This window comes from Propionispira arboris (genome assembly GCF_900109225.1).
Classification (GTDB): Bacteria; Bacillota; Negativicutes; order Selenomonadales; family Selenomonadaceae; genus Propionispira; species Propionispira arboris.
The window spans coordinates 1-26,134 of the sequence record NZ_FNZK01000016.1 but is presented as its reverse complement, the minus strand read 5'-3'; the positions used below and the strand labels follow the sequence as shown (position 1 = coordinate 26,134).

22 protein-coding genes are annotated in these 26,134 nt (G+C 37.5%); 15 read left to right on the top strand and 7 right to left on the bottom strand.

Annotated elements, in window-relative coordinates; genetic code table 11:
* Positions 1-105 precede the first annotated feature (105 nt).
* From BMY14_RS14550 to BMY14_RS14520, 7 genes are all read left to right on the top strand, one after another.
* Positions 106-687, top strand: a complete 582-nt coding sequence (locus BMY14_RS14550; protein ID WP_091833258.1) for a helix-turn-helix domain-containing protein — start codon at positions 106-108, stop codon at positions 685-687.
* A 524-nt stretch (positions 688-1,211) separates the two neighbouring features.
* Entirely contained in the window at positions 1,212-3,947 is a 2,736-nt protein-coding gene (locus BMY14_RS14545; RefSeq protein WP_177177613.1) for a sigma-54-dependent transcriptional regulator, read from the top strand.
* 182 nt (positions 3,948-4,129) lie between these two features.
* Positions 4,130-4,453 (top strand): PTS sugar transporter subunit IIB, encoded by a 324-nt coding sequence (locus tag BMY14_RS14540; protein ID WP_091833252.1) that lies wholly within the window; start codon positions 4,130-4,132, stop codon positions 4,451-4,453.
* Positions 4,450-5,841, top strand: a complete 1,392-nt coding sequence (locus BMY14_RS14535) for a PTS sugar transporter subunit IIC (RefSeq protein ID WP_091833250.1) — start codon at positions 4,450-4,452, stop codon at positions 5,839-5,841. Before BMY14_RS14540 ends, BMY14_RS14535 begins: the two co-directional genes overlap by 4 nt.
* A 42-nt stretch (positions 5,842-5,883) precedes the next feature.
* Complete coding sequence (locus tag BMY14_RS14530; protein WP_091833247.1) at positions 5,884-7,227, top strand: 6-phospho-beta-glucosidase; 1,344 nt, start codon at positions 5,884-5,886, stop codon at positions 7,225-7,227.
* Between the two features lie 149 nt (positions 7,228-7,376).
* Complete coding sequence (locus BMY14_RS14525) at positions 7,377-7,703, top strand: PTS lactose/cellobiose transporter subunit IIA (RefSeq protein ID WP_019553833.1); 327 nt, start codon at positions 7,377-7,379, stop codon at positions 7,701-7,703.
* 62 nt (positions 7,704-7,765) lie between these two features.
* On the top strand, positions 7,766-9,046 hold the full coding sequence (locus tag BMY14_RS14520) for an L-cysteine desulfidase family protein (protein ID WP_245741431.1): 1,281 nt from the start codon (positions 7,766-7,768) through the stop codon (positions 9,044-9,046).
* Between the two features lie 192 nt (positions 9,047-9,238).
* Here BMY14_RS14520 and BMY14_RS14515 read toward each other — a convergent pair whose 3' ends face one another.
* Complete coding sequence (locus BMY14_RS14515) at positions 9,239-10,237, bottom strand: Gfo/Idh/MocA family protein (protein ID WP_091833240.1); 999 nt, start codon at positions 10,235-10,237, stop codon at positions 9,239-9,241.
* A gap of 307 nt (positions 10,238-10,544) precedes the next feature.
* Between BMY14_RS14515 and BMY14_RS14510 the strand changes: the two genes are divergently transcribed.
* Positions 10,545-11,855, top strand: a complete 1,311-nt coding sequence (locus BMY14_RS14510) for a helix-turn-helix domain-containing protein (RefSeq protein WP_091833237.1) — start codon at positions 10,545-10,547, stop codon at positions 11,853-11,855.
* A 55-nt stretch (positions 11,856-11,910) separates the two neighbouring features.
* Here the strand turns inward: BMY14_RS14510 and BMY14_RS14505 are convergent, their stop codons facing one another.
* The 3 genes from BMY14_RS14505 to dcuC all read right to left on the bottom strand — a co-directional run bounded on the left by BMY14_RS14505 (position 11,911) and on the right by dcuC (position 15,870).
* Positions 11,911-13,164, bottom strand: coding sequence for an S-layer homology domain-containing protein (locus BMY14_RS14505; protein WP_091833234.1), 1,254 nt, complete (start codon positions 13,162-13,164; stop codon positions 11,911-11,913).
* Positions 13,165-13,261: 97 nt separating this feature from the next.
* Positions 13,262-14,566 (bottom strand): amidohydrolase, encoded by a 1,305-nt coding sequence (locus BMY14_RS14500; RefSeq protein ID WP_091833232.1) that lies wholly within the window; start codon positions 14,564-14,566, stop codon positions 13,262-13,264.
* Positions 14,567-14,604: 38 nt separating this feature from the next.
* Positions 14,605-15,870, bottom strand: a complete 1,266-nt coding sequence (dcuC, locus tag BMY14_RS14495) for a C4-dicarboxylate transporter DcuC (RefSeq protein ID WP_091833230.1) — start codon at positions 15,868-15,870, stop codon at positions 14,605-14,607.
* A 352-nt stretch (positions 15,871-16,222) separates the two neighbouring features.
* On the opposite strand from dcuC, the gene BMY14_RS14490 reads away from it, so the two are divergent.
* Complete coding sequence (locus BMY14_RS14490) at positions 16,223-16,627, top strand: GNAT family N-acetyltransferase (protein WP_091833227.1); 405 nt, start codon at positions 16,223-16,225, stop codon at positions 16,625-16,627.
* A 132-nt stretch (positions 16,628-16,759) separates the two neighbouring features.
* Here the strand turns inward: BMY14_RS14490 and BMY14_RS14485 are convergent, their stop codons facing one another.
* From BMY14_RS14485 to BMY14_RS14475, 3 genes are read right to left on the bottom strand one after another with little or no spacing between them, the layout of a single operon-like run.
* On the bottom strand, positions 16,760-17,146 hold the full coding sequence (locus BMY14_RS14485; protein WP_091833224.1) for a hypothetical protein: 387 nt from the start codon (positions 17,144-17,146) through the stop codon (positions 16,760-16,762).
* Entirely contained in the window at positions 17,143-17,874 is a 732-nt protein-coding gene (locus tag BMY14_RS14480) for a flavodoxin family protein (protein ID WP_091833221.1), read from the bottom strand. Before BMY14_RS14480 ends, BMY14_RS14485 begins: the two co-directional genes overlap by 4 nt.
* Before the next feature lie 4 nt (positions 17,875-17,878).
* Complete coding sequence (locus tag BMY14_RS14475) at positions 17,879-18,424, bottom strand: PadR family transcriptional regulator (RefSeq protein ID WP_091833219.1); 546 nt, start codon at positions 18,422-18,424, stop codon at positions 17,879-17,881.
* A gap of 301 nt (positions 18,425-18,725) precedes the next feature.
* Between BMY14_RS14475 and BMY14_RS14470 the strand changes: the two genes are divergently transcribed.
* From BMY14_RS14470 to BMY14_RS14445, 6 genes are all read left to right on the top strand, one after another.
* On the top strand, positions 18,726-19,382 hold the full coding sequence (locus BMY14_RS14470) for a nucleoside recognition domain-containing protein (protein WP_091833217.1): 657 nt from the start codon (positions 18,726-18,728) through the stop codon (positions 19,380-19,382).
* Between the two features lie 4 nt (positions 19,383-19,386).
* Entirely contained in the window at positions 19,387-19,839 is a 453-nt protein-coding gene (locus BMY14_RS14465) for a YjiG family protein (protein ID WP_019555564.1), read from the top strand.
* 30 nt (positions 19,840-19,869) lie between these two features.
* Positions 19,870-21,012 (top strand): amidohydrolase, encoded by a 1,143-nt coding sequence (locus BMY14_RS14460; protein WP_091833214.1) that lies wholly within the window; start codon positions 19,870-19,872, stop codon positions 21,010-21,012.
* A 24-nt stretch (positions 21,013-21,036) separates the two neighbouring features.
* Positions 21,037-21,549 (top strand): AAA family ATPase, encoded by a 513-nt coding sequence (locus BMY14_RS14455; protein ID WP_091833211.1) that lies wholly within the window; start codon positions 21,037-21,039, stop codon positions 21,547-21,549.
* Positions 21,550-22,344: 795 nt separating this feature from the next.
* Positions 22,345-24,021: a ShlB/FhaC/HecB family hemolysin secretion/activation protein gene (locus BMY14_RS14450; RefSeq protein WP_143063183.1), complete on the top strand. Its 1,677-nt coding sequence runs from the start codon at positions 22,345-22,347 to the stop codon at positions 24,019-24,021.
* Positions 24,022-24,071: 50 nt separating this feature from the next.
* Positions 24,072-26,134 (top strand): two-partner secretion domain-containing protein (locus BMY14_RS14445; RefSeq protein WP_143063182.1); only part of this gene is annotated, 2,063 nt, incomplete at its 3' end.

Sequence of the window (26,134 nt, the reverse complement as noted above, 5' to 3'; positions counted from 1 at the left end):
ACTTTTAGATGTTTCAGGCGATATCAAGTATTTGGATAACTCTACGGAACGTTTATTGAATCGTGAGGCTTATACGGTTATGATAAATGCATGGGGGTGAGCAAGATGGATTGCAGCAGGGTTGGAAAATTGATTTTTGATTTGCGTAAAGAAAAAAAGATGACGCAAAAACAACTGGCAGATGCAATGAATATCAGCGATAAAACTATATCTAAATGGGAACGTGGCTTGGGCTGTCCAGATGTATCTTTATTAAAATCTCTTTCTGATATCTTGGGCGTACATATTGAAAAAATCCTATTAGGAAATTTAGATCCGAATGATATCGATGGAGGCAATATGAAACGAATTAAATTTTATGAATGTCCTCATTGTGGAAATATCTTAACAGGCACAGGTGAGGCAGCAATTTCTTGTTGTGGTCGGAAACTTTTGCCACTCGTAGCAAAAACAGCCGATGATATGCACAAAATAAATGTAGAAGAAATTGAGGAGGATTTTTATATCACATTTAAACATGAAATGACAAAAAAGCATTACCTCACTTTTTTTGCTTACGTAACGTGTGACAGGGTGCTTCTGATTAAGTTGTATCCAGAGCAGGGCGGCGAAGTGCGTTTTCCAAAACGCCAGCGTGGAACACTTTATTATTGCTGTAAAGAACACGGACTATGGATTAATCAATAGTATAGTTATTGCTGATTCTCATATGGTGACCATTGTTATTATGCTTCATGAGGAAGAAATGTAGTCAGGTTGTATGAAACTTAGGCAAAGTATTATGGAAAATTTAGACTGTAAGGCAAGACATGAAGTTATTTTTGCGGTAAGTGAGGTCACTTGTAGAAATTAAAAAATCTATAGGTGATCTCTTTTTGTTAAGAAATAAGCTTCTGATACGCGATGTTCCTTATATAACAGCTGGTTGAAATGATCTCTTAGTGGTATGAAAAGATAAAGCGAGTCTGTAAAGAAAAATAGCCGTGGATCAATACGGATAGTCTAAGTATTGATCCACGGCTATTTTTCAGGTTGCAGATCGATTTCATTTATGGTATAACCAAAGATATCACTGCAATAAAAAATGCAATTTATTACAATTAAATAAAGTATATATTCAACTAATTATGTAAAAACCCAACGAACGGTTGCCAATTCACCCCATTAATTTAACTCAGTATAGGTGCTTTAGGGGAAATATGGAGGACTTTATGGAGAAAAAAAGTTTAGAAGAAAAAATATTTGAATTTTTAGAGATAAAGAGTGTAAACAATAAAATCGGACAAGGGCATACAACGAATGAGATTACACGATATGTAGGATCACTTCGAAGTAATGTGAGTGCCGTATTAAATAAGCTTTATCGAAAAGGACAACTTAAAAAAATAGAGGGTCGTCCCGTTAGATATGTTATTTCCGATGAAATAGAAAAAACAATCTATAGGAGCAACGATGAGGTTGATTTTTCTACATTGATTGGAAGCAGCGGCAGCTTAAAAAAAATAATTCGTCAGGCGAAGGCCGCAGTGTTATATCCTCCAAAGGGAATTCATACTTTACTTTTAGGACCTACAGGTGTCGGGAAAACCATGTTTGCCAGCTTAATGCATAAGTTTGCTAGTGAAAATGGTGTGATGCCTTTGAATTCTCCATTTATAGAATTCAATTGTGCAGATTATTCAAATAATCCACAATTACTCATAGGACAATTATTTGGATATAAAAAAGGTGCATATACTGGTGCAGAACGAGAACATCATGGCATAGTTGAAAAAGCTGATGGAGGCGTACTGTTTTTGGATGAAATTCATCGTTTGCCTGCGGAAGGGCAGGAGCTTTTGTTTTATTTAATAGACAAGGGTGAATTTTGCTCGTTGGGAGATACAGTAAAAAAGAAAGTCAATATTCTTCTGGTGTGTGCGACTACAGAACAAGTAGATACATCCTTATTGCAAACATTTAAACGTAGAATTCCTATGACGATTTGTATTCCGTCGTTAAAAGAGCGGACATTGGAAGAACGATTTTTGTTAATCAGTGATTTTTTTCAAAAAGAGTCACGACAGGTAAATAGGCGAATCATTGTAACGGATGAAGTAATAAAAAGTTTATTATTATATCCGTGCATAGGCAATATAGGACAATTAAAAAGTGATATTAAATTAACTTGTGCAAATGCGTTTTTAGATTGTATTGGCGAGATGCAGAAAAAATTTACAATTGAATTACATCATCTCCCTGATTATGTTAAACAAGGAATGTTGTATCTGAAGGATCATTCTGAAAAAATAGAAGAAATTATTCAAAATAAGCACTGGTTTTCTTTTGCTGGCAAAGAGTTAGAATTTTCTAATGAAATAGATATAAGCAAATATAAAAACAACTTTTATGGGCAGATTGAAAAAAAATTGGAAGAGTTGCATAGCCGTCAATATAGTGAAGAAGATATTCGACTGATAATGACTACGGAAATTGAAGGTTATTTTAATAAATATATCAGAAATTTTGATGACTATACAATGGAAATTTCTAAAATTGTAAATGCAAATACAATTAAATTTGTTGATGGTTTATTAGGTTATGCTGGCAAAGAATTGCACAAGGTTTTTCCTGTTAAAGTTTTCCACAGTTTATGTTTACATATGCAGGCCAGTTTGGAAAGAATGCGCATAGGGAAACCAATCATTAATTATAAATTTGGCGAGATTTTAGAAAAGTACCCAGAAGAATTTAAAGTTGTCCATGATTATTGTCGCAAATTAGAACACGAATATGATGTGAAAATACCTGTAGAGGAAATTGCCTTTATTACAATGTTCTTAAGTATTGATAAAATAGAAGGTGAATACCAAAAAAATCATCCGTTGTTAGTTATAGCTATGCATGGTAGAAGCACAGCCAGTTCAATGGCTGAAGTGGTTAATTGCCTGTTGGGAATTCAGTATGTGCTAGCTTATGATATGAACCTGGATAAAAGTTCAAAGATTTGCTATGAGGAACTTAAACAATTAATAAAAGTTAATAACCCTTGCAGTGTGATTTTACTTGTTGATATGGGATCTCTTGGAACCTTTGGCGAATTAATTAGTGAAGAATTAGGCATTGATTTGCGAGTGATTCATTTAGTTACTACGGTTATGGCATTAGAGGCGGCACGGAAAGTAGCGGTAGAAAATAATATTGATCTTATATGTCAATCACTTCGTGATACAGTTCCAATGTCATTAAGTTATGGCACAGAACTATTTAAGGACTTTAAAGTAAATAGTGAATTTGTCATTATTACTCTTTGTGTAACTGGTGAAGGTAGTGCTGTGAAAATTAAAAACTTAATTGAAGATAATGTGGATGTTAAGACAGAACATGTAGAAATTTTACCAATGTCTATTAGTGATGATCAGGAACTGGAAAAAAGATTACAAAAAATTGCAAATGATCGTACAATTATTGCAATTGTAGGTACAATAAATCCACATTTTTATGGGATTCCATTTATTTCATTATCAGATTTAATTATGTTTAACCGTTATGATAAAATTCGGGATTTAGTAAAAAGTGCACAAGTTATTACAGAGGTTAGTGCAACGGACATGATGGAAATCAAAAATCAAGTTTTTGATGCTATTAAAGACAAATTAAAATATATTGATGTTGATGAATTCAAGCAATATTTTGAGTTGTTTATAAAAAATTTGGAAGATACTTTGCATATTGTTATAGATAAAGATACTATGGTGGGATTGATTTTTCATGTAACTTGTGCGATTGATATTTTGTTGGATGGTAAAAAAACTCGTGAGTGTAAAAATAAAAAAAATATATTACAAGAATATACGGTAGAGATTGATAAAATAAAGCAGACTCTAGCGGTTATTGAACAAGCCTATTCGCTTGATATTAATATGGATGAGATATGCTTTATTTTGCAAATTATAAAACAGTCATAGTGTATTAATAGTGTATATTTATCGGTAGAAAAAGCAATAGTGTATGAATTGTGTATGATTCACCAGGAAAAGCGAGGTGTTTTCGTTAGGAAAACTCTCGCTTTTTTTTACTTAGAAAGTTGGCATGATATTTGCAATATAAGTAAGTATAGATAAATTCATATAGAAAAGAGGGTGTAAACATGAAAATACTATTAGTTTGTGCTGCGGGTATGTCTACTAGTTTAGTTGCAGAAAGTATGCAGGATGCTTTAAGTGAAGCGGAAAAAGATTGGGTGATTTCAGCGGAGCCATCTGAGCAATTTCATGAGGTGGTAAGTGAATATGATGTCGTATTATTAGGTCCGCAAGTTCGATTTAAAAAGGATGAGTTTCAAGAGATTGCGGGGGTAAATATTCCTGTAGCCGTAATTAATACTATGGATTATGGACGTTGCAGAGGAGATCATATTTTGCAGGCTGCTAAAGAGTTATATAAAAATAAGGCATTAGGAGCAAGAACATGAATCACATGAACATTTTTGAAAAATTTAGTCAGTTTTTGGAACTGAAAATTGGTCCAATGGCTGCTTCATTTGCTAATCAAAAGCATATTTTAGCTGTGCGTAATGGTGTTATTGCCGCTGTCCCTTTGACAATTGTGGGCGGGATAAGCTTGATAATGGCTTTTCCACCAATTGATCCTACGCGGGTAAATGATAATCCGAATATTTTCACTCAAATGCTTTTAGTGTGGCATAGCTGGGCAAGTGCCAATATGGCAACAATTTTGGCACCATTTAATATGACTATGGGAATTATGGCTTTATTTGTTGCTATGGCAGTAGGGTATAATTTATCGATTTCTTACAAGATGAATCCACTTTCTGGTGCGATGACGGCAGCTGCGACTTTTTTGCTGGTTGCGGCGCCTTCTCAAAGCGTCGTAGTTCTTTCTAAAATAAATGATAGTATGGGTTATCCCTTAATAAGCAAATTAGGACAAGATGCATTACCTTTGAAATTTATGGATGCTAAAGGGATGTTTACGGCAATTCTAGTAGGCTTGCTGGTCGTTGAAATTGCTCGGTGGTTAAAAAAGAAAAATATTGTAATAAAAATGCCAAAAGGTGTACCACCAGCCGTTGCTTCTTCTTTTGAATTACTCATTCCATTGATTATTTGTGTGTTTGGTTTTCATCTGATTAGTTTATTATGTGAATCGACTTTTGGAATGCTTATACCGGAAGCTATAATGAAAAGTCTGGCGCCATTTGTTGGTGCTGTAGATAGTGCAGGTGGCACTTTTGTCATAGCGACTATGATGAATTTGTTATGGTTTATAGGATTACATGGACCTGCCATTATCGGTGGAGTAAGCAGACCGTTTTTAGATAGCAATCTTTTAGCGAATGCTTCTGATAAAATTGCAGGGCTGCCTTTGGAACATATTTATACGACACCATTTCAAGATTTCTATATGCAATTAGGCGGATCCGGGGCTACTTTAGCGTTAGTCTTTATGTTATTGTGGAGTAAATCGCAACAACTTAAAGGAATAGGGCGTATTGGATTATTACCTGGTTTATTTAATATTAATGAGCCGATTATTTTTGGTTTGCCATTGATTTTTAATCCTATTTTATTTTTACCTTTTGTCTTTGTTCAGGGAATTAATGGTGTTATTGCCTATGTGGTTACGGAGATGGGACTAGTCGGTGCTACTTTTGTTACTGCGCCATGGACAACGCCTGCACCGATAGGGGCATTCCTTTCTACAATGGATTGGCATGCAGCAGTCTTGATATTATGCTTGATTGTAATAGACTTTGTAATATATTATCCATTTTTTAAAATTTATGAGAAGCAATGTATAAAACAAGAAGCTGAAAGCGTTAATGACGTCAATAAATAAAGTTTTTATCATGCGAAAAGTTGATAAGGGGAGGAACCTATTATGAAAAAAATTAAAATTGTTACTATTGGAGGAGGCTCAAGCTATACTCCGGAATTGATAGAAGGATTTATTGTTAGAAAAGATCAACTGCCAATAAAAGAAATTTGGTTAGTTGATATTGAAGCTGGAAAAGAAAAATTGGAAATTGTCGGCAATCTGGCAAGACGCATGGTCAAAAAAGCTGGACTGGATTGGGAGATTCATTTATCTTTGGATAGAAAAGAAGCATTAAAAGATGCTGATTTTGTATCGACCCAATTTCGAGTCGGACTCTTAGATGCTAGAATTAAAGATGAACGTATACCATTAAAATATGGTGTATTAGGACAAGAAACGAATGGAGCCGGAGGAGTTTTTAAAGCTTTAAGGACAATACCTGTAATTTTAGATATTGTTAATGATATGAAAAAATTGTGCCCCAATGCATGGCTTGTTAATTTCACAAATCCATCTGGGATGATAACAGAAGCAGTTCTTAATTATGGAAATTTCGAAAAAGTGGTTGGCTTGTGCAATGTGCCAATAAATCATAATTTTCGGGAGTCTAAGCTAATCGGAAAATCACCGGATGAATTAATATTCCAATATGCAGGATTAAATCATCATCATTGGCACAAAATATACGATAAGTCGGGCGATGATTTAACAGCCTTGGTTATGGAAAAATTATTTGAACAGAAAGAAAGTACCATGGAAAATATTGAATTTGTTCCCTTCTGTGAAGAACAGATTCGTGATTTAGGAATGTTACCATGCAGCTATCATCAATATTATTATTTGACAGATGATATGGTAAAAAAAGAAGTAGTCAATTATGAAAACCACACTACACGTGCCGAGTTGGTAAAAAAATTAGAAGCTGAGTTATTTGAACTATATAAAGATCCCAACCTAAAAGACAAGCCGGAACAGTTAACGAAACGTGGTGGAACGCATTATTCAGATGCTGCTTGTGAACTTATTTGTTCAATATTGAACAATAAAAAGACAGAGATGGTTGTAAGTACGCGTAATCATGGAGCATTAACGGACTTACCTTATGAATGTGTTGTAGAAGTAAGTAGTATCATAACAGGTATTGGACCCAGACCGCTCACTTTTGGAAAATTTAAACCAGCTATGCGTGGCATGGTGCAATTGATGAAAGCTATGGAAGAAGTAACGATTGAAGCTGCTGTTACTGGCAGTTATGCGAAAGCTTTACAAGCATTTATTTTGAATCCGTTAATTCCTTCTGGAGAAATTGCTAAAACAATTTTAAATGAAATGTTATTGGCACATAAAGATTACTTGCCGCAATTTACAAAAGCAATCAAAGAAATAGAAAAAAACAGTTCATTATAAAGACAAAATAGAAGATATTGTTAGAAATGATATAGTTATGTAGATAGGATAACAATCTTCCTTGCTGTAAGAATAGTCATAAAACTATTTCAAACAGAAGGGAAGATTGTTTATATTATGACAAAAAATTTTACTACCAGGAGGTTATTATGGACGAACTAACATCGAAAATTTTCCAATTAATTACGAATTCAGGGGATGCAAGGAGTACGGTTTTTGAAGCTTTGGGTGCAGCTCAAGCTGGTAATATGGATAAAGCGAATCGTTATATAGGTATGGCAAAGGAAGGGTTAATAGCCGCACATAAAGTTCAAACAGAATTAATTCAGCAAGAATCTAGTGGCGATAAGCTGGAACTTAGTTTATTAATGGTACATGCACAAGACCACTTGATGACTTCTATGCTGGCAAAAGATCTGATTGAAAAAATGATTTATATGCAAAATGAAATTAATGAATTAAAGAACAATAAATAGTAAGTAAGGTAGTTTTCAAATTTTATTGTAAGTAGTGCAAGTAAATGGAGGTGACAATAAAGATGGATACTAAAATCAGCGATGATTATATCGCAATTTTAAAGGAAGAACTTGTTCCGGCATTAGGGTGCACTGAGCCCATTGCGATTGCCTATATTGCTGCCAAAGCAAGAGAAATGTTAGGCGCTTTTCCCGAAAAAGTTTTATTGAAATGCAGTGGGAATATTTTAAAAAATGTAAAAAGTGTCACAGTACCTAATACCGAAGGATTGATCGGTATTAGGGCCAGTATGCTGGCCGGTTTGGTTGGTGGTCAAGTAAATAAAAAAATGGAAGTTTTGTCGCAATTGACGCAAGAAGATTTGGCTGTGGTAAAAGAGTTATTGGATTGTAAATTTGGTGATTTAGAATTATTGGAAACGGAAATTAATCTCCATCTCATTATGATAGTAACAGCTGGACAGGACTCTGTGTTAGTAGAAATTAAGTATAATCATACGAATATTTGTCGAATTGAGAAAAATGGTAAAAGTGTTTATCAAAATGATGACAATGCTAATAAATATTTAGGCAGCTTTACGGATCGTAGTGTCCTTAACGTGAAAGACATTTATGAATTTGCTAATATTATTTCACGAAATGTATTGGGTGAACTTATTACGCAGCAAATTGATTATAATATAAAAATTGCAGAGGCAGGGTTAGCAGGAAATTATGGTGTGAATATTGGTCAGACATTATTGGGCATAGGCGGCAGTGATGTACCTTTACAAGTCAAGATAAAAGCCTATACAGCTGCTGCATCAGAGGCTAGAATGAGTGGTTGTGCATTACCAGTTATAACAAATTCGGGTAGTGGAAATCAAGGAATTGCGACATCCGTTCCGGTTATTGTTTATGCCAGAGAACAGGGATTATCGGAAGAAAAACTATATAGGGGACTCGTGCTAGCGAACCTATTAACAATTCACCAGAAAACATTGATCGGTAGATTATCGGCTTTTTGTGGGGGCGTTAGTGCCTCTTGCTCCAGCGGAGCAGCAATAACTTATCTTGCAGGGGGCAGCTTGGAAAAAATTAATGTAACAATTCGTAATACACTAGCCAATGTGTCGGGAATTATCTGCGATGGAGCTAAACCATCTTGTGCAGCTAAAATTGCTTCTTCTTTAGATGCTGCATACATGGCACATGTATTAGCCATGAGTGGAAGAAATTACCAACCAGGCGATGGTATTTTAAAAAATAATATCGAAGAAACGATTGCTGCTGTTGGCCGGGTTGCATGTAAGGGTATGAAAAATACAGATACGGAAATTATCAAAATCATGTTGGAAGAGTAACGGTTGTGAGTAAGTAAGAACCGTTAAAATAGAGTAGGTCCATTTATAATTGAGGCAAGATTTATGGTGCATTATCTATATGCATGACAGGCCGTTGGATTAAATAACAAAACAAGCAAAACCGCTTTTGTGAGCGGTTTTGCTTGTTTTGCAGAAAAAATATTTTGTTGTGAAACGAAGACTACGAATGATTTATAAAATTTCTCCAGGTGTTTCGGAAGGATAATACATGTTCCACTCGGTTCTGATTTCTGACATCATTGCCATGACATCAATCGTATCCGCTAAACGCATAAGCGCAATGTCACCCGCAATAGCAGCTTCCATATCTTCCATTTCATACTGCAAAGCCTTTTTCTGTTCCCCAACCCGTAAAACGGTTCGTTCGCCAGTTTCTGCATTGATAATGACAGCTTCTTCAGCTCGAGGGTATTCCATGATTTCAATATAGCCGTGTTCACAAGAAATAACGGCACGTTTAGGCTGTTTGGAATGCAGTGATAAAGATGCGACAACCATTTGCCCCTCTTTGTTTGTCATAACAAAACCAGATTTTTCATCGGCTCCACTTGCTGCATACTGTACTTTCGATAAAATTTCATTTGGTTTTGAATCAAGAAAACTCCGTGCCAATGAAAAAGCATAGACTCCAATATCAAGCAAAGCACCACCAGCTAATGACATATTAAAAAAACGATTGTTCATGTCATAGGCTTTATAACTGCCAAAATTCAATTGAATAAGATTTACCTTACCAAGTTTTCCCGAAGCCATGTATTTTCTCAATTTTTTATAGATTGGCATATGATAAATCGTCATGGCTTCACCAAGAACAAGATTTTTTTCTTTTGCGGCTTCGACCGCTTCATTTAATTCACGGCTGTTCAAGGTAATTGATTTCTCACAGAGCAAATGTTTGCCATGCTTGATTGCTTCGCGCATAAAATCAATATGTGTATTATGTGGTGTTGTTAAATAAATAACATCAACAGTCTCATCCGTAAACATTTCGTGAAAATCCTGATAAACTTTTTTGATGTGATATTTCTGTGCAAAATCCACGGCTTTGTCATATGTACGATTGCCTACGGCATAAATTTCTTTACCCGCATTCGTCAACGCCTGAGCCATTTCATTTGCTACAACGCCTGTCCCTAAAATTGCCCAACGCAGGGCTTTTTTTTCTGCCATCACAAAATTCCTCCTCAAAAAAATATCTACGCCCTCACTATACCTGCCACAAAGAATTCTGTCAATAAACGTTCTATTTGATGAATAATGTTTGAAAATTTTTCCGTTGAATTCGATTCGTAGAAAATATATCTTTTGTGGTGCAAAATTATCAGATTCGTGTACCGGCAGGATTTCTGGGGAATTCAGCTAATTACATTATAATAACTATGCTGAATATATAGTTCATTTTATGGATAGAAAGTTAGTGAATTAGTGAAAGCTATGTTTGGAAAAATAAAAAACTTATTATAGAAGGAGTAGAGCCGTGCAAAAAATTGGAGTTGTAAGTTCGTCGATGAAAATGATTGAACGAATTATAAACGTAGCGAAATCTATGAAGGTGGCAATGGCCGTTGAGTGGGTTTCTTTTCCCTATACGGACATTGCCGAAGTTTCTGAAATTTTAATAGCAAATAAAAACAAAGTGGGGGGCTGGATTTTTTCTGGTCCAAATCCTTATACTGCAGCGAAGCCATATTTGGGTAAAGACGATAATGCCGTTTTTTGTGGCATAACTGGAAATGAAATATTTAAATGTATTTTAGAAATGGCGTGTGAAAAGAAATCTACGAAGCTTAAAATTTCAATGGATTGCCCAACTTCCGATATTTTTACGAATAAAGAATCCGTTAACGAATTAAAAGTAGCGAAAGAAATGGTTGTTTTTTATGAATATAATATTCCTTTTGTCTTAGACGATATTGTAAAGATGCATTTAAGCTGTTGGAAATCAGGGGAATTTGATGGTATCGTGACGACATTACATGCAGTGGAGCTGGAACTTAAAAAAAACAAGGTACCTGTTAGACGATTGATGGCAAGTACGACATCTATTCGTCAAGCAGTTCGGGTACTCATGGAAAAGCTCAATGGTTTATATTTTAAAAATAGTCAAGTTGGTTTAGAAATTATAGAAATAAAAAATTTTGAAAAAATCATCGAAAGAGCGGGTGATTCTTATAAATTACAAATGTTAGAACTCAAGATCAGAGAGCGTTTGCTAAAGTTGTGTCAAGGGATCAATGGCTATTTATCAGAAAAAGGAAATGGACGTTACGAAATCTTTAGTTCACGTGGCTTATTAGAGCAGCATGTGCAAGTGTTGCAAGACATGATTGATGAGGTTCGTATCGCCTTAGCTACAGATATTGTTGCGGGAATTGGTTTTGGGGCAACGGTCTTTACAGCACAGTTAAATGCTTATCGAGCGGTGAATCAAGGTAAAAGTATCGGCAGTCAAGGTATTGTTATGATTGATGATGATGGACAAATCATTGAAGCGGCAGGTCAGGAAAATGAGTTGGGATACCTTGTTTTTAGTGCTGATAAAGAACTATTACAACAATTGACTGTAGCAAATGTAGGTATAAAAACATATCAAAAAATTGTTGCTATTGTTAAAAAAATGAACTGGGAAAATTTCACATCAGCGATGCTTGCCGGACAGCTTGAAGTTACAGATCGTAATGTACGGCGCATTATGAAAGATTTGTTAAAAGTAGGACTGGTGGAATGTATAGGTGAAGAAGCGCTGGCAAGCCGTGGCAGGCCAACTAAAAAATATCAATTAAAATAAAATCCCGTAACCACAGATGAACAGCTTTTTGTGGTTACGGGATTTTTATAGAATTTTAAAAGAAATAGCGAACCTCTGCACGAACTAAACTTTTTTCTTTATTACTATTATCTACATCCGTTCCTTTGTAATATCGCAAATGTCCCCTCGTATTTGGTGCCAGCATATACATCGTTCCTATCTCAAAGCCTTTATAGTTATATTGATGTGCCACATCCGTAAAAATTTGCGTCAATTTTGGAAGTTGAATATATTTCAAATAGATTCCGAAAGACCCTGGATTATTAAGTTTTTCGCCTTTATACTCAAGACTTGCTAAATACCCGATGTCTTCAACTTTTTTACCCTTTGAAATATTGCTGCTTGATTTTAGATATAATCCTCTAAATCCCCAGTTTTTATCAAAACGCGTGTCGAATCCAGCTGCATAAATATGTGGATTTTTTTTACCACGCGTATATTGCAGTTCATTACCATCCAAATCAAAATAAGCTGCATTTAAATTGGTTGATTTGCTTAGCTTGTAATTAAATTCGGCTGCTTTGTAAAATACATTTTCGGTTGTTTCTCCAATGAGTTTCATTGGGTTTGTAACATTACCAACTGTAATACGCGTTTTCAATGCATTGCCAAAACAGAATTCTGCACCAGTCGTATATTCATGATAGACCACAGCATTTTGTGTGACTTGTTCAAATTTACCTAATTTTACATTTGCACCGAATAATTTTCCATTCGCACTGATTCCTTTTACCAGAAGATTGTCATCAGAATCGATATCAGTCTTTAAGTCTTTATACATTTGGATCTGACCTACAGCATCCCAATTTTCATTTACTTTCCCTTTAATTACAAGTTCTTCATAAGATCTACTAAGTGAAGTCGATTGACTTTTTCCAGTGCTTTTATCCGTTGTTTTTTGATTCTGCATTCTAAGATAAGCATAGCCATTTATTTTTACGTTATCCGCTTTTTTTTCTAAATGATTGACACGCACACCTAATTGATTCAATTCAGCCGCATATTCTGTGGATAATTTATCGATTATTGCTTTGTCAGTATCACGAACATTGGCTTTAGCCATTGCTCTTGCGACTATTTTAGCCATTTCATAGCGTGTTATAGGAACATTTCCGCGAAAACTGCCATCATCATTACCCTCGATAACACCATCTGCTTCTAATTGTGCAAGCGCTTGAAAAGACCAATGCGTGGCCGGTACATCACTGAACGGGTTTTCTGCTGCCAAGACGCGGGTTGTCATTGTAAGCAGTATGGTTGAAATACTTAGGAGTAAAGTTTTATTCATAATACACTCTCCAATATACAGAATATTCCGTTTTTTATATTTTGATTATTAAATATAGAGCAGGCAATGCTTTTGAATATTCCCCGCTCCTTATTTTTTATTTTGTTAATAAATCACTTGTAATTGTTGCAATGAGCTGCGCTTCGAGTATTAATGCTTTTTCATCAAAATCAAAGTAAAGATTGTGATTGATGGCAGTTAAAGAAGCGCCAATAATCATATATGCCGCTTGACCACCATTTTTTTGTACTTTATCCATGAAATAAGAACTATCTTCACTTCCGCCAATATTTGCAAGGGATTCATATTGATTAAAGATGCCAAGTCGTTTGGCAATACTACCAATTGTTTTGGTGAGCTTTGGAGAATTACTTCCGTTCGCCGCGCCACCCATTTGGCTGATAGTAACGGTATTGTCATACATGGCCGCAGAACTTTTAATGATTTTTTCGGCACATGCATAAATATAATCATTAATTTTACTTGTTGCACCGCGAGTTTCTACTTTAATGACTGCGTTGGCAGGCACGACGTTTCGACCAGTCCCTGCGTTTAATACACCGACATTTACCCGGGAAATGCCGTCACTGTGACGTGGAATTGCCTGCAAATTAATCGCGGCAATTGCAGCGGCTAAAAGGGAGTTCTTACCGATTTCTGGTGCTGCACCTGCGTGTGAAGGAACACCCGTAAACGTTGCATCAAATTTACTGGTTGCGAGAAAACCTTGTACATCATAGGCTAAGTAACCTACTTTTGGCATCATGAGATGTGCAGCAAGGAAAAAATCAACATGGTCAACAGCACCTTTTGCCAGCATGGCTTTTGCCCCACGAACGCCCTCTTCTGCAGGTTGAAAAATCAATTTGATCGTGCCAGCAAGCTCATCTTTTAATATAGATAAAATTTCGGCGATGGCAAGTCCGGCGGCAGTGTGCCCATCATGACCACAAGCATGCATACAGCCAGGATTCATGGAAGCGAAACCATCTCTGCTTGGTCGATGTTTTTCATCGGCTGCTTCGACAATATCATTACAATCCATATCGAAACGAAGTGCAACAGTTGGACCTGGTTTTGTGAAATTCATTATGCCAATCACACCAGTTTTACCACCAGCCATTTTTGCAACGAAATCAGAATTTGCACCTTGAGAAATTGCTCGTTTCATATTTTCTTCAAGTATTGTGGAACTTGGAACACCCATCATATTCGTTTCATCGATTACAGCATCACCAAATTTAACGTCGTAGCCCAGGCTGATTAAATTTTCAAGAACAATAGAGGCAGTTCTGAATTCTGTCCAACCGGTTTCAGGATAGCGATGAAAATCGCGACGGCGGGTTATTGTTTTTTCTTCCAGTGATTTTGCAAGCTCGGCGATTTTAATATCTAAGTTCATGGTTAAGACCCCTTCATGTGAATGATTTATTTAAAATATTAATGAATACTGAACATAATAAGCAGAGCAATTAAACTAATGAGCAGCCCTGGTGCAGTACGTTTAACGATATCAATTGGATTTACACCTGCTAATGTTGCGCAAATAATAGTGCCGCCAGCGACCGGGGACATGGCTCGTCCAAGTGTGCCAGAAAGTGTGGACAGTGAACCCAGATCTGTAATTGTCATACCGAATACTTGGGCGTGAGGCGTAACGGCGCCATTAAAAGCAAGTGCGGCAGCATCACCGGAACCGCTAATGATAGCAATACCTGCTGGACCAATCGATGCAGCATACTTCGCTAAGTCTTGACTGTTTTTCATTAAATCAATTAAAGCTGTAGTTAAACCGATACTTTCCATACCATACGTAAAAACACCGGCGGCGACGATGATTCCAATAATGCTGCCATAAGCATTGCCTAAACCATTAAAAAATTCTTTGGTGATATCTTGCGGGTTTTTTCTATGTACGATAAAACCTAATAATGTACCAATAATCATAGCTTGTGGAATCGATATTTTAGGTAAAATGGCAACTTGCGGGATCGCGAGAACTAAGATGATTAAAGGAATAATTGGAATTGCAGCTTTGATGGGATTGATTTTTAAAACGGGCGTGTTTACTTCATGCGTTGTTTGATGAATATGTTCTTTATTAACACCTTCTTTGCGTAAAATTGATTGAATTGTCATTGTGATTAAGATGATAGTAGATACGATAAGCAGTGGAATCGTATAACCAGAGATAACTTCCATCGTATCAATCTGTGCTAAGTTGGCAATGAAAATTGCATGGGGAAACCCTGGATTTAATGGATTCGAAATGCAAGCTGTTAAAATACAAGCCCCAGCCATGGCTGGATGAATGCCCGAGCGAATCATGGTAGGGATAAGAACTGCACCAACAGCCGCACAAGTACCAGCAGTACTGGATAATGCAATATTTAATATCCATGTAATCAAAATTGCACCAGGAATTAAAATGATTCTGCATTTTTCTAAACCACCAGCCAGCAAATGTACCAAATTTGCATCGCACTGTGTATATTTCATTACAAATGAGAATCCCATAACTGTGCAAATTGTGGTGACTAACCCCGAGTTGACCATTGTCTTTTCGAAAGCTGTCATTGCTCCCAGCGGATTACCACCAATCGCTGCCATCAATAGTCCGGCGGCACATAAAACCATGCGTGTTTCATAACGTTTTGCAATGGCAAATAAGGTGAGAATGACGATCAAGGCACCAGTTAAAACCATAAGAAAACCTCCTTATTTTTGCTGAATATTCTGATAGTATCTATTAAAGGAATAATAAAAGAATAATTCCTTTAATAGATACTATTATAGATGGATGAAATTAAGAATGCAATATAATTTTAAATTCTAGATAAAAATTCTAATGGAGACACTTGTTATTGTGAAAAATTACGTAGAAATATTCTTTTTTATACAAAAAAATGGCAACACTGAAAAGAATATGCTAGAATCAGATTATATTCACATCAAAAGACGGCTTTTAGTTAGCAGAGTTCTTTGCTATAAAGCTGTTTAGTCAGAAACTGATATTTAAGAAAATAAAATGTGAAACGATAGTAAGAGGTGACTGTTCATGGATTTGATTTATGAAAAACCAAAACCGGAAGATTATATTAGCTTACGAATGCGTTCTGGTATGGGGGATAAAGATTTGCTGAGAAGCCAAAAAGCAATTGAAAATTCCTTATTTACGGTATCAATTTATGATCAGGAACAATTGATTGCTTTTGGACGAATTGTTGGTGATGCTGGAATCACGTATGTGGTCAGTGACATTATGGTAGATGAAAAGTACTGGCGGAGAGGCTTTGCTAATCAGATCATGCAGGCCATTGATACCTATTTAAAAGAAAATACCTTTGAAGATAGTTATGTATGCCTTATCGCAAATAAACCAGCAGATGCCCTGTATCGTAAATACAATTTCGCATATTTGCCAGATAATAAATGTGGCATGTTGAGACGGCAAGCATTGTAGAATGTCGGGCCTTTTCGATTTGTATCAAAAAAACATCCCTTGAACTTTTTCACACCAACGTGAAAAAGTTTTAAGGGATGTTTTTTATAGTGGATCATCTGTTGGGGAGAGACCTTATGAGGCTTCTCTATTTCAGATCAATATGGCAGGGATCAAATATAGTAAAATACCACTGATCAATGCCGCTACAAGCTTGCGATTAGCTGATGTACCGTCTTTTAAGGTGAATTCACCCGCAAGCCGTGCTGCCCAAAATATGACTACGCCAAAAAGTATGGTTTTTCCAAGACCTGGTGTTAGTAATTCCTGGGTGTATCGCAGACTGATATATGCGATTAAAAACATGAAGACGAGAACAGCTATATTTAACATTTGAATTACGGCACGATTGATAGGCGTCATGCGTGGTAATTCTTCGCGCCAGTTTAAAAAACCGAATGTCCAGAATTTTGCATGGAAAAAGCCGAAAAATAGATGATAGATACCACCTGCTGCTAAGCATGTAAATGAAATACTCATAATATTGGCTGTTTGGCTAACATGCTGTCAAAATATTGATTTGCCTGCTGGACATAAATTTCATCGGGAATGAAATTCTGCTCTAATTGCTTTGCTGTATCTGCAGAAATTTTCATATCGGTTACAATTTCTTTGCCAGCTGTTTCTAAGTGGTGTATATATTGCTGGATAATAGTAGATAATTCTCCGCTGGTAATGTTTAAAAGTCCTCCCTGCGGTGTATATATTTCACCGATTACTTCGGTATGCATATTCAAGGCAGCTCTTTGAATCCAGTGTGAAATCACCTGGAAATGAGATCTTTCAGAGAACCCGCAGTTTGACATCAAAATGAGTTTTGGTGTTTTTTGTTTAAAAAGATGTGTATGACGACATTCACCGCTACTATCTTTTTGGAAATGCGGATCACCACTCACAATGAGTCGATCCATGAAGTCTTTTAACATACCTGAAATATTATCAAAATACAAAGGGGTAGCTAAAATCAAAATATCACTATTGGCACAACGTGCTAATACCTCGGACATATCATCTTTAATTACGCACTGTCCCGGATGATTGACCCAACAGGAAAAACAGCCTCGACAATGATGAATATCTTTTTCCGATAAGAAGATATTCACCGTTTCCGCTCCAGCTGCTTGGGCTCCCTTTAAAAATGAAGAAACCATTACATTTGTGTGGCTTGCCTTGCCTTTCGGACTTCCATTGATTGCTGTAATTTTCATACGATTATCGCTCCTCTTCTATTAATAGTAAACATTCTTCGGCCCATTTCATTGTGGCCTCGGTTGACAGGATACCGCGCCGCAGTGTCATGCGCCAAAAAAAGGCATCTTTTTCACCGTTTTCGGCTTCGGTTTGAATTCCTGTTCCAATTTGGTTATACTTGTCCAACTGCTCTTGCGCTTTTCTTATATAACGCTTCAGTTCATAAGTCAAAGCGGCTTTATCAATTCGTGACGCAAAAAAAATTCGTACTAAAAACTCATTGCGTTCCACTTTTTCAAACTCGGCAGGGAAATCCTGCAGCCACTTCATAAATTCTGCCGAGCCGGTATCGGTAATGGAATAAATTTTCTTGTCCGGTTTACTCGTTTGTTCTTGTGTATGATGTACAATCCATCCTTTTTCATCCATGCGTGTAAGTTCACGATATATTTGACTTATATGAGCATTCCAAAAATGTTGGATGGAACAATCGAATAGTTGCTTTATTTCATAACCGGTCATTGGCTTATAAGATAGTAAACCTAATAATGTATGGCTTAATGACATAAATGACCTCCTTAGTGATTTTGAATTATTTTAATTATATTAGCATAGTTATATATAACTTGTCAAATATAAAAGCGGTTTTATAATGGAAAAAGGAGTCGCCAGCATTTAGCGGAACTGCTTAAATGGTTTGATACGATATATTGGACTACGAAAGGTGATCGCTTTTTTAATTTTCGCATTGCTTTATATATCTAAATCCGCTAAACTTTTTTTATGAATGTTTTTTCCTATATTATGTTATATTCGAAAACGTTTATAATAATATTATGTGATTTTAAAAGTGAGAAGGAGTAATTGTATGGATGAACAAAAAACAGAGCAAGCTGAGCCTAACAAAATATCAAAGGTGCCTATTATAGGCTATATAGTCTTGTTTTTGGGAATTATCTTTTTTTCGGGAATATTCACGGATGCAAAAGGAATTGAGGCGGCATTTGATTTTAATGCGATCAACGGTGCTTTTGGCAAAATCAAAGAAGGTGGATCTTTTTTAGGTATAGATGGAACCGGAGCTAAAAATGGTTTTATGTTTGCTATTACATTAGTACCACCAACCATGTTATCTTTAGGTGTAGTTGCGGTCATTGAACATTTGGGCGGGTTAAGGGCAGCGCAACGTATCTTGACACCATTATTGCAACCGTTAATGGGGCTTCCTGGCGTTGTTGGTTTAGCCCTCGTATCAAGTACGCAAAGCACAGACGCCGGAGCCGGTATGACAAAAATGCTGCGCGAACAAAATTTAATTACCGAAGAACAAAGAACGGTTTTTGTTGCGTTCCAATTTTCCGCAGGTGCTGCTATTGGAAATTTTTTGTCGACGGGGATTGCCTTATTCGCATTTTCAACGGTTCCGATTATCTTTCCTTTATGTTTAATTATGGTTTTGAAAGTGGTGGGAGCCAATCTTATGAGATTATATATTAGAAAAGTTGTAAAACTGGAGGAGCTATAAGATAATGAAAAAAGAAAATGTGATGGATGCTTTTACAAGAGGAGCCAAAGAGGGCTGGGATGTTGGTATTTATTCAATGCTGCCAAATGTTTTGATGGCGTTCGTATTAATTGAATTTCTAAAATTACTTGGCATATTGGCTATTTTAGGTAAAGTTTTTGCACCTGTAATGATTGTTTTTGGTCTGCCGGGTGAATCAATTATGGTTTTAGTGAGCTCTTTTTTATCAATGGGTGGTGGTGTTGGTGTCGTTACGAGTTTGGTTACATCTGGAATTTTGGATGAGCATCAAGTTACCATATTACTGCCAGCGATTTTTCTAATGGGATCTTTGATGCAATATATGGGGCGATGCCTTGGCACATCAGGGGTGCAAACACGCTTTTATCCTGTGATGTTTGCGATTTGCTTTATTAATGCAATTGTTGCTATGTTTATTATGAAAATATTCAGTTGATAAAATACATAAAATAGGGAGCATATTTTTGTGAACATAAAAAACTCTGTAGTTGAATTTTATACAAACTTACATAAAATGCCGGAATTGGGTTTTGAAGAAATAAAAACAACAGCCTATATCGCGAAACTGTTACAGCAATTTGGTTATGTTGTGCAAACGGGAAAGCAAGCAACGGGTGCTCAAACGGGCGTAATTGGTATCTTGCGAGGAGCTGAACCAGGACCTGTGCTGGCGATTCGTGCCGATATCGATGCCCTTCCCTATGTTATTGAAGGAAAACCATGTGTGATTCATGCCTGCGGACATGATGCAAATATGTCGATTGTTTTAGCCTTGGCAAAATTCGCAGCTGAACAAAAAATAAAAAAAGGGACACTGAAATTGATCTTTCAACCAGCGGAGGAAGTTGCTTCGAAAAATGGCAGCGGGTCGCAGCGTATGGCTAGAGCTGGTGCGATCGATGATGTTGATATTTTATTGGGGCTGCATCTGCGTCCGCTGCAAGAGGCGGGAAAAGGACAGGCTTCACCAGCATTATGGCATGGTGCAGGTTATACGATTGCGGCTGATATTAAAGGGAAAACAGCACATGGAGCAAGACCTCACTTAGGGATTAATGCAATCGATGGTGCAGCAGCAGCTATTATGGCTGTGAATTCCATTCGTGTTGATCCAGGTGTTTCGTCCAGTGTAAAAGTTACTCAAATCAGTGCGGCGGAATCAGCTGTTAATACAGTTCCCAATATCGCACATATTGTTTTTGATTTAAGGGCACAAACGAATGAAGTAATGGAAGAACTGATGAATAAAACAATCCAGGCAATTGAAAATGGAGCTGCTACCGTTGGGGCGAAATCTAACATTACACTGCAAGAAGGTTTTGCTGGGGCTGATTATGATGCGAAGTTAACCAAGCAAATGAAAGATGCTATTATAGAAGTTTTGGGCGAGGGTGGATTACTCGATCCAATTGTAACGACGGGTGTAGATGATTTTCATTTTTATAAGCAGCATAAAAAATCTTTAAAGACAGCTTTTATGGGTTTGGGGTGCAATATGAAAGAGGGATTGCATAATCCCCAAATGTCTTTTGACATAGAGTCTTTAGCGGATGGTGTGCAGATCATGAACACGATGGTGAATAAAATATTGGGATTTATAAACAAATAAATCATAGGATAAAGAGGCGGCAAAATGAAACGGTTGATCATGGTAAATGGAACGATGGGCGCAGGAAAGACGGCAACGTGTAATGAACTTTTGAATATTGTGCAGCCAGGTGTTTTTTTAGATGGTGATTGGTGCTGGAACATGAAACCTTTTACGGTCACCGCAGAAACAAAAGAGCTGGTTTTGAAAAATATTTGTTTTAGTCTGAACAACTTTTTGGCATGTTCCGAATTTGAAAATATTATTTTTTGTTGGGTTATGCACCAAGAATCTATTATGGATGATATTTTAAGCCGATTATCTTTAAAGGATGTTGCTGTATATAAATTTTCCTTGCTCGTATCGAAAGAAGCACTGACTAAAAGGGTTGGTAAAGATATTGTGGATCAAAAAAGGCACGCGGATGTACTGGAACGAAGTATCCCCAGAATTTCTTTATACGAAAACATGGATACGATCAAAATTGATGTCAGTGCTATTACGGCAAAACAAGCTGCCAATAAAATAGCGACGATCATTTCTGAAACTGGTTCTTAAAATAGAATTAGGTTTAAGACCATACTTAATATTCAAAGAATATCTCGACTTTGAAGCCAATAAATATAAAAATTTATTGGCTTTTTTAGCCGATACTTTGAAAGCAGCTTTCTGAGAATAATAGTATAAGCAGATGATTTTGAATTTATTGATTATAGGATTAAATACTCATTGTCTACAGATTCGATTTATGTTATTATCCATAAATAAAGATAAATATTGTATATTTGTATTCTGACTTATGAAATATACTAGGTATTAAGTTTCATGGAACAGCTTTTGTGGAGGTTTTAGAAAGATAGTACTAGGTATAAAAAATAACGTCATTTTTTTTTGCCAATTTGTAGAATTTTAATAATTTCAATAATTGGAATGAATCAAATAGCATAATCAAGGCATGGCTGATGACAGATAACAATCAGTCGCTGCATCATACCCCACACAATAAAAAAGGAGTGAGAAAGTGGAAAAGCCAAGGATGGAACAATGCATTTTCTTGTGGTCAGCTATCGCTAACAAGATAGCGTGTCGCACACATACTTATTGTTTTGCTGAAAAAAAAGAGTACAGTTATGGAAAACATGTTTTTTTGCAATGACAGTCCCAACAGAGAAATTCTTTAGATTTACCCGCAGAATCAACAAAAAAATTGAGTTGTCGTAAGCTGAAAGGTAACGAACAATCTAGAAACAAGAAAATAGGAATCACAGGAATACATATGATTGTGAAAACTTTAACAATCGTTTCGATGGAAAAAATGTATTATAGTGATTTAAGAAAGAAGGGAGCATCCTTGTGCACTTATCAAAGATAAAAGTCGTCTTGATTTTGGTGGTACTATGCATGCTGCCTTATACACAGGCCTGGGCAGAAATACCGCATCCTGGTGATAATCAAGAACTAAATCGTCGTTCGCGGGAAGCAGCGGCACAACGACAAAACTTGCAGCAAAAGAAGGATGTCTTTCTAGAACAGGAGCAGATTAAAGATAATGACAACCGCCTGCCAGCCGAAGCACCAAGTTTTCTTATTCATACATTGATGCTGGAAGGTGACAGGGATGGACAGTTCCCCTGGCTGCAAGATATGCTAAACAAATATAAAAATCAGCAGATTGGTAAAGAAGGCATTAATCTCATTGTCAAACGATTAACGAATGAACTCATTAATCGGGGGTATGTTACCACTCGCGTTGCCATTCCAGAACAAGACCTTTCCAATGGAACACTACAGCTTGTACTTGTTCCTGGTATCATAAGTCAAATTCGATTTGACAAGGTGCAGCATAGCGGGAACTGGGAAAATGCTTTTCCGACAAGACCAGGAAATATTCTAAACCTTCGCGACTTGGAGCAAGGCCTTGAACAGTTAAAACGAGTTCCATCACAGGATGCTGACTTTAAGCTGATACCCGGTAAGCGGATGGGGGAAAGTGATGTTGTCATCCAAATGAAAGAATCTAGGCCGAACCGTTATGTACTTTCGCTAGATGATTCAGGCAGTAAAGCAACGGGCAAACTGCAATCTTCAATATCCATGGCTTTTGACAATCCATTTAATGCCAATGACCTGTTTAATGTGTCATTTAATAAAGATGCGGATCGCTCAGAAAACCTTCGTGGAACGGATGATTATAGTCTTTACTATTCCTTTCCAAGTGGCAACTGGACCTTTACGCTATTGACGCAGCATCACAACTATCATCAAACCATAGCAGCCATTAATCAAAACTTACTTTATAGTGGGGATAGCTACACAAATGAATTTAAAATTGCTAAACTCATTCATCGGGATCAGACAAGCAAAACGCATATAGAGTTTTCATTAATTAAAAAACAAAGCCGGAACTATGCGGAGGGTACCGAAATTGATGTACAACATAAGGATACTACAGCTGCAGAGCTGGCCATCACGAGACGCCAGTATTTCGGTAAAAAAGTACTCGATTGGCGTCTAGCCTATAAACGAGGTCTCCCTTGGCTTGGAGCACAGACAGATGCGGCGGCGGCTGACTCGCCAACCACTCGCTATAACTTATGGACAGCCGAGGTCGATTATACTACACCGGTTATGCTTGGCAAGGTAGAAGGGAAATACAGCGTAGTCCTTCAGGTGCAAGATACCAATAGCCGTCTCTATGCAGTCGACTATTTCAGTATTGGCAATCGTTATACGGTGCGTGGTTTTGACGGTGAGCAAACCTTGGCTGCCGAACAGGGATACTTTTTGCGCAATGAACTAAGTGTTCCTATAGGTAAACAGGAAGTTTATGTTGGCCTTGACTATGGTGAAGTACATGGACCGGATAGTGCATCTTTTTCTGGCAAGGCACTGGCTGGTACGACTATCGGGCTTCGCGGCCAGATCCAAGGTGTAAACTATGAAATTTTTTGTGCCTGGGCGCTAAAACAACCTAAGGAAATACAGACAGCCACCCCGGCTATCGGGTTTCAGCTCATCTATCAGCTCTAATGTTGCTTTTAGTCATGGCTAATAGATAGACAAGGTAGGAGGTATCGATTATGAGTAATATTCGTAATAGGTTTCGTAAACTAAAAAAATACACGGCATGGTTTACCCTGTGTCTCTACTTGTTGCAGCCTTGTTTGGCAGCCGCTGCTGACGTGGTGGCTGATGCAAATGCTGCTAAAAATAAACAGCCAATTGTAGATAAAACAGCGAATGGTATAACCATTGTACATATTGCAACACCCTCGGAAACAGGTATATCCCATAACTACTATCAGCAGTTTAATGTAGATTCACGTGGGCTCATCCTGAATAATGCCAGGGTTATTACACAAACACAGCTGGCAGGATATATTGCAGGCAACCCCAATCTCTCGGGTGGCAGTGCGAGACTGATATTAAATGAAGTGACCGGGACGGGGCGCAGTTATCTGCGCGGCTATACAGAAATAGCAGGCGCAAAAGCCGACCTTATCCTTGCCAATCCAAACGGAATTGTCGGTAATGGCTTTGGGTTTATCAATGCTGGTCGCACAACACTTACCACCGGTACTCCCCTCTTCGGAGGCAGCGGCAGTCTGGAGGCTTTTCGTGTAACAGGCGGTCAAATTTCTGTGGCAGGAAGCGGCCTTGACGGTAGCCGTGCAGACCGTGTCGATTTAATCAGCCAGTCCGTACAGGTTAACGCCGGAATGTGGGCGAAAAAACTCAATGTAATTACAGGAAATAATAAGGTAGATTATAACAATCTAGATGTACAAAAAATAAATGATGCCAAGACCACCGTAGCGCTAGATGTAGGGCAGTTAGGAGGCATGTACGCTGGTAAAATCAGCCTCATTGGCACCGCTCAAGGCGTAGGTGTCAATAGTCTGGGGACAATCTCAGCACTGAACGACGATCTGATGATAAATCAGACCGGTAAGATTATTATGGCAGGTAGTACGTCGGCTATTGGAAACGTGGTACTTACATCAAATGACAATATTATGAATCAAGGTTCTTTAGGCAGTCGGCAAAGCACCACGATTAACGCCCAAGGTATGCTGATCAATACAGGCATACTTACTGCCGGACAAAATATGAACATTATCGCAGATGCCGCACAGTCGAGCGGTACGATCGGATCGGGGATACAAACGGATGGCAGTGTTGGAAATACGGGTGACCTTACCTTACGGGTAAACAAGACGGCCTCGATCAATGGACAAAATATAGCGGCAGGCAATCTTACGGTTCAAGGTGCCGCACTTGATATAGCTGGAGGAAAAAGCAGTGCAGGTCTTGATATTGGCTTACTTGCAAGTGCAGGAGATATAAATCATACAGGTGGTACTTTGCAGACCAATAATAAAGTCACCATAACAACGACGGGTGCTTTAATCAATGACCAAGCTATAAATGGTATGGCGGGTCAAATAACCGCTCGGCAAATGAGTATTGCTGCAGGTAATATTAGCAATCATGGGGGCCGGATTGTACAAACAGGCACGGATGACACTCATATTACATCACAGGCTGATTTAGATAATACGCAGGGCACGATTCTCACAAAAGGAGCACTCAATATACAAGCTCAGGGCGAATTCCTGAATCAGCAGGGGAGTATGCAAGCGGATAAAAATTTGTTTGTTGCAGCACAAACTGTTAATAATACCAAGGGCAGTCTGCTTAGCCTGGACAACAGCGATTTGACAGTACAAACTACGCAGGCAATCGATAATACGGCAGGAACGATCGGCGGCAATGGAAATGTCAACCTGACCAGTACTGGATTAAAGAATGCAGTAGGTCAAGTAATTTCCGGCGGCAGCTTAACGGCGGCGGTTACAGGTAATATAGATAACAAAGATGGAAAGCTGGCAGCGAATCAAGATATCACGCTGACGGCGCAGACTATACAAGGCGGAGGCAGTGCCAAGGCAGGAAGAGATATGAACCTTACCGCCAGTAAAACGATCCACCATTTGGTAGGCGGAGATTTTGCGGCGAACCGCAATGTAACAATAGTCGCTGATACCGTTACTTCGGAGGGCAGCATTACCGGGGTTCATAACGTAACCGTGACAGCAGCTGCAATAACCAATGCCAGTGGTGCCAAATTGGCAGGGGGAAA

Coding starts and splice junctions, on each gene's coding strand:
- BMY14_RS14550 (WP_091833258.1), top strand. CDS start 106: ATGGATTGCAGCAGGGTTGGAAAATTGATTTTTGATTTGCGTAAAGAA.
- BMY14_RS14545 (WP_177177613.1), top strand. CDS start 1,212: ATGGAGAAAAAAAGTTTAGAAGAAAAAATATTTGAATTTTTAGAGATA.
- BMY14_RS14540 (WP_091833252.1), top strand. CDS start 4,130: ATGAAAATACTATTAGTTTGTGCTGCGGGTATGTCTACTAGTTTAGTT.
- BMY14_RS14535 (WP_091833250.1), top strand. CDS start 4,450: ATGAATCACATGAACATTTTTGAAAAATTTAGTCAGTTTTTGGAACTG.
- BMY14_RS14530 (WP_091833247.1), top strand. CDS start 5,884: ATGAAAAAAATTAAAATTGTTACTATTGGAGGAGGCTCAAGCTATACT.
- BMY14_RS14525 (WP_019553833.1), top strand. CDS start 7,377: ATGGACGAACTAACATCGAAAATTTTCCAATTAATTACGAATTCAGGG.
- BMY14_RS14520 (WP_245741431.1), top strand. CDS start 7,766: ATGGATACTAAAATCAGCGATGATTATATCGCAATTTTAAAGGAAGAA.
- BMY14_RS14515 (WP_091833240.1), bottom strand. CDS start 10,237: ATGGCAGAAAAAAAAGCCCTGCGTTGGGCAATTTTAGGGACAGGCGTT.
- BMY14_RS14505 (WP_091833234.1), bottom strand. CDS start 13,164: ATGAATAAAACTTTACTCCTAAGTATTTCAACCATACTGCTTACAATG.
- BMY14_RS14500 (WP_091833232.1), bottom strand. CDS start 14,566: ATGAACTTAGATATTAAAATCGCCGAGCTTGCAAAATCACTGGAAGAA.
- dcuC (WP_091833230.1), bottom strand. CDS start 15,870: ATGGTTTTAACTGGTGCCTTGATCGTCATTCTCACCTTATTTGCCATT.
- BMY14_RS14490 (WP_091833227.1), top strand. CDS start 16,223: ATGGATTTGATTTATGAAAAACCAAAACCGGAAGATTATATTAGCTTA.
- BMY14_RS14485 (WP_091833224.1), bottom strand. CDS start 17,146: ATGAGTATTTCATTTACATGCTTAGCAGCAGGTGGTATCTATCATCTA.
- BMY14_RS14480 (WP_091833221.1), bottom strand. CDS start 17,874: ATGAAAATTACAGCAATCAATGGAAGTCCGAAAGGCAAGGCAAGCCAC.
- BMY14_RS14475 (WP_091833219.1), bottom strand. CDS start 18,424: ATGTCATTAAGCCATACATTATTAGGTTTACTATCTTATAAGCCAATG.
- BMY14_RS14470 (WP_091833217.1), top strand. CDS start 18,726: ATGGATGAACAAAAAACAGAGCAAGCTGAGCCTAACAAAATATCAAAG.
- BMY14_RS14465 (WP_019555564.1), top strand. CDS start 19,387: ATGAAAAAAGAAAATGTGATGGATGCTTTTACAAGAGGAGCCAAAGAG.
- BMY14_RS14455 (WP_091833211.1), top strand. CDS start 21,037: ATGAAACGGTTGATCATGGTAAATGGAACGATGGGCGCAGGAAAGACG.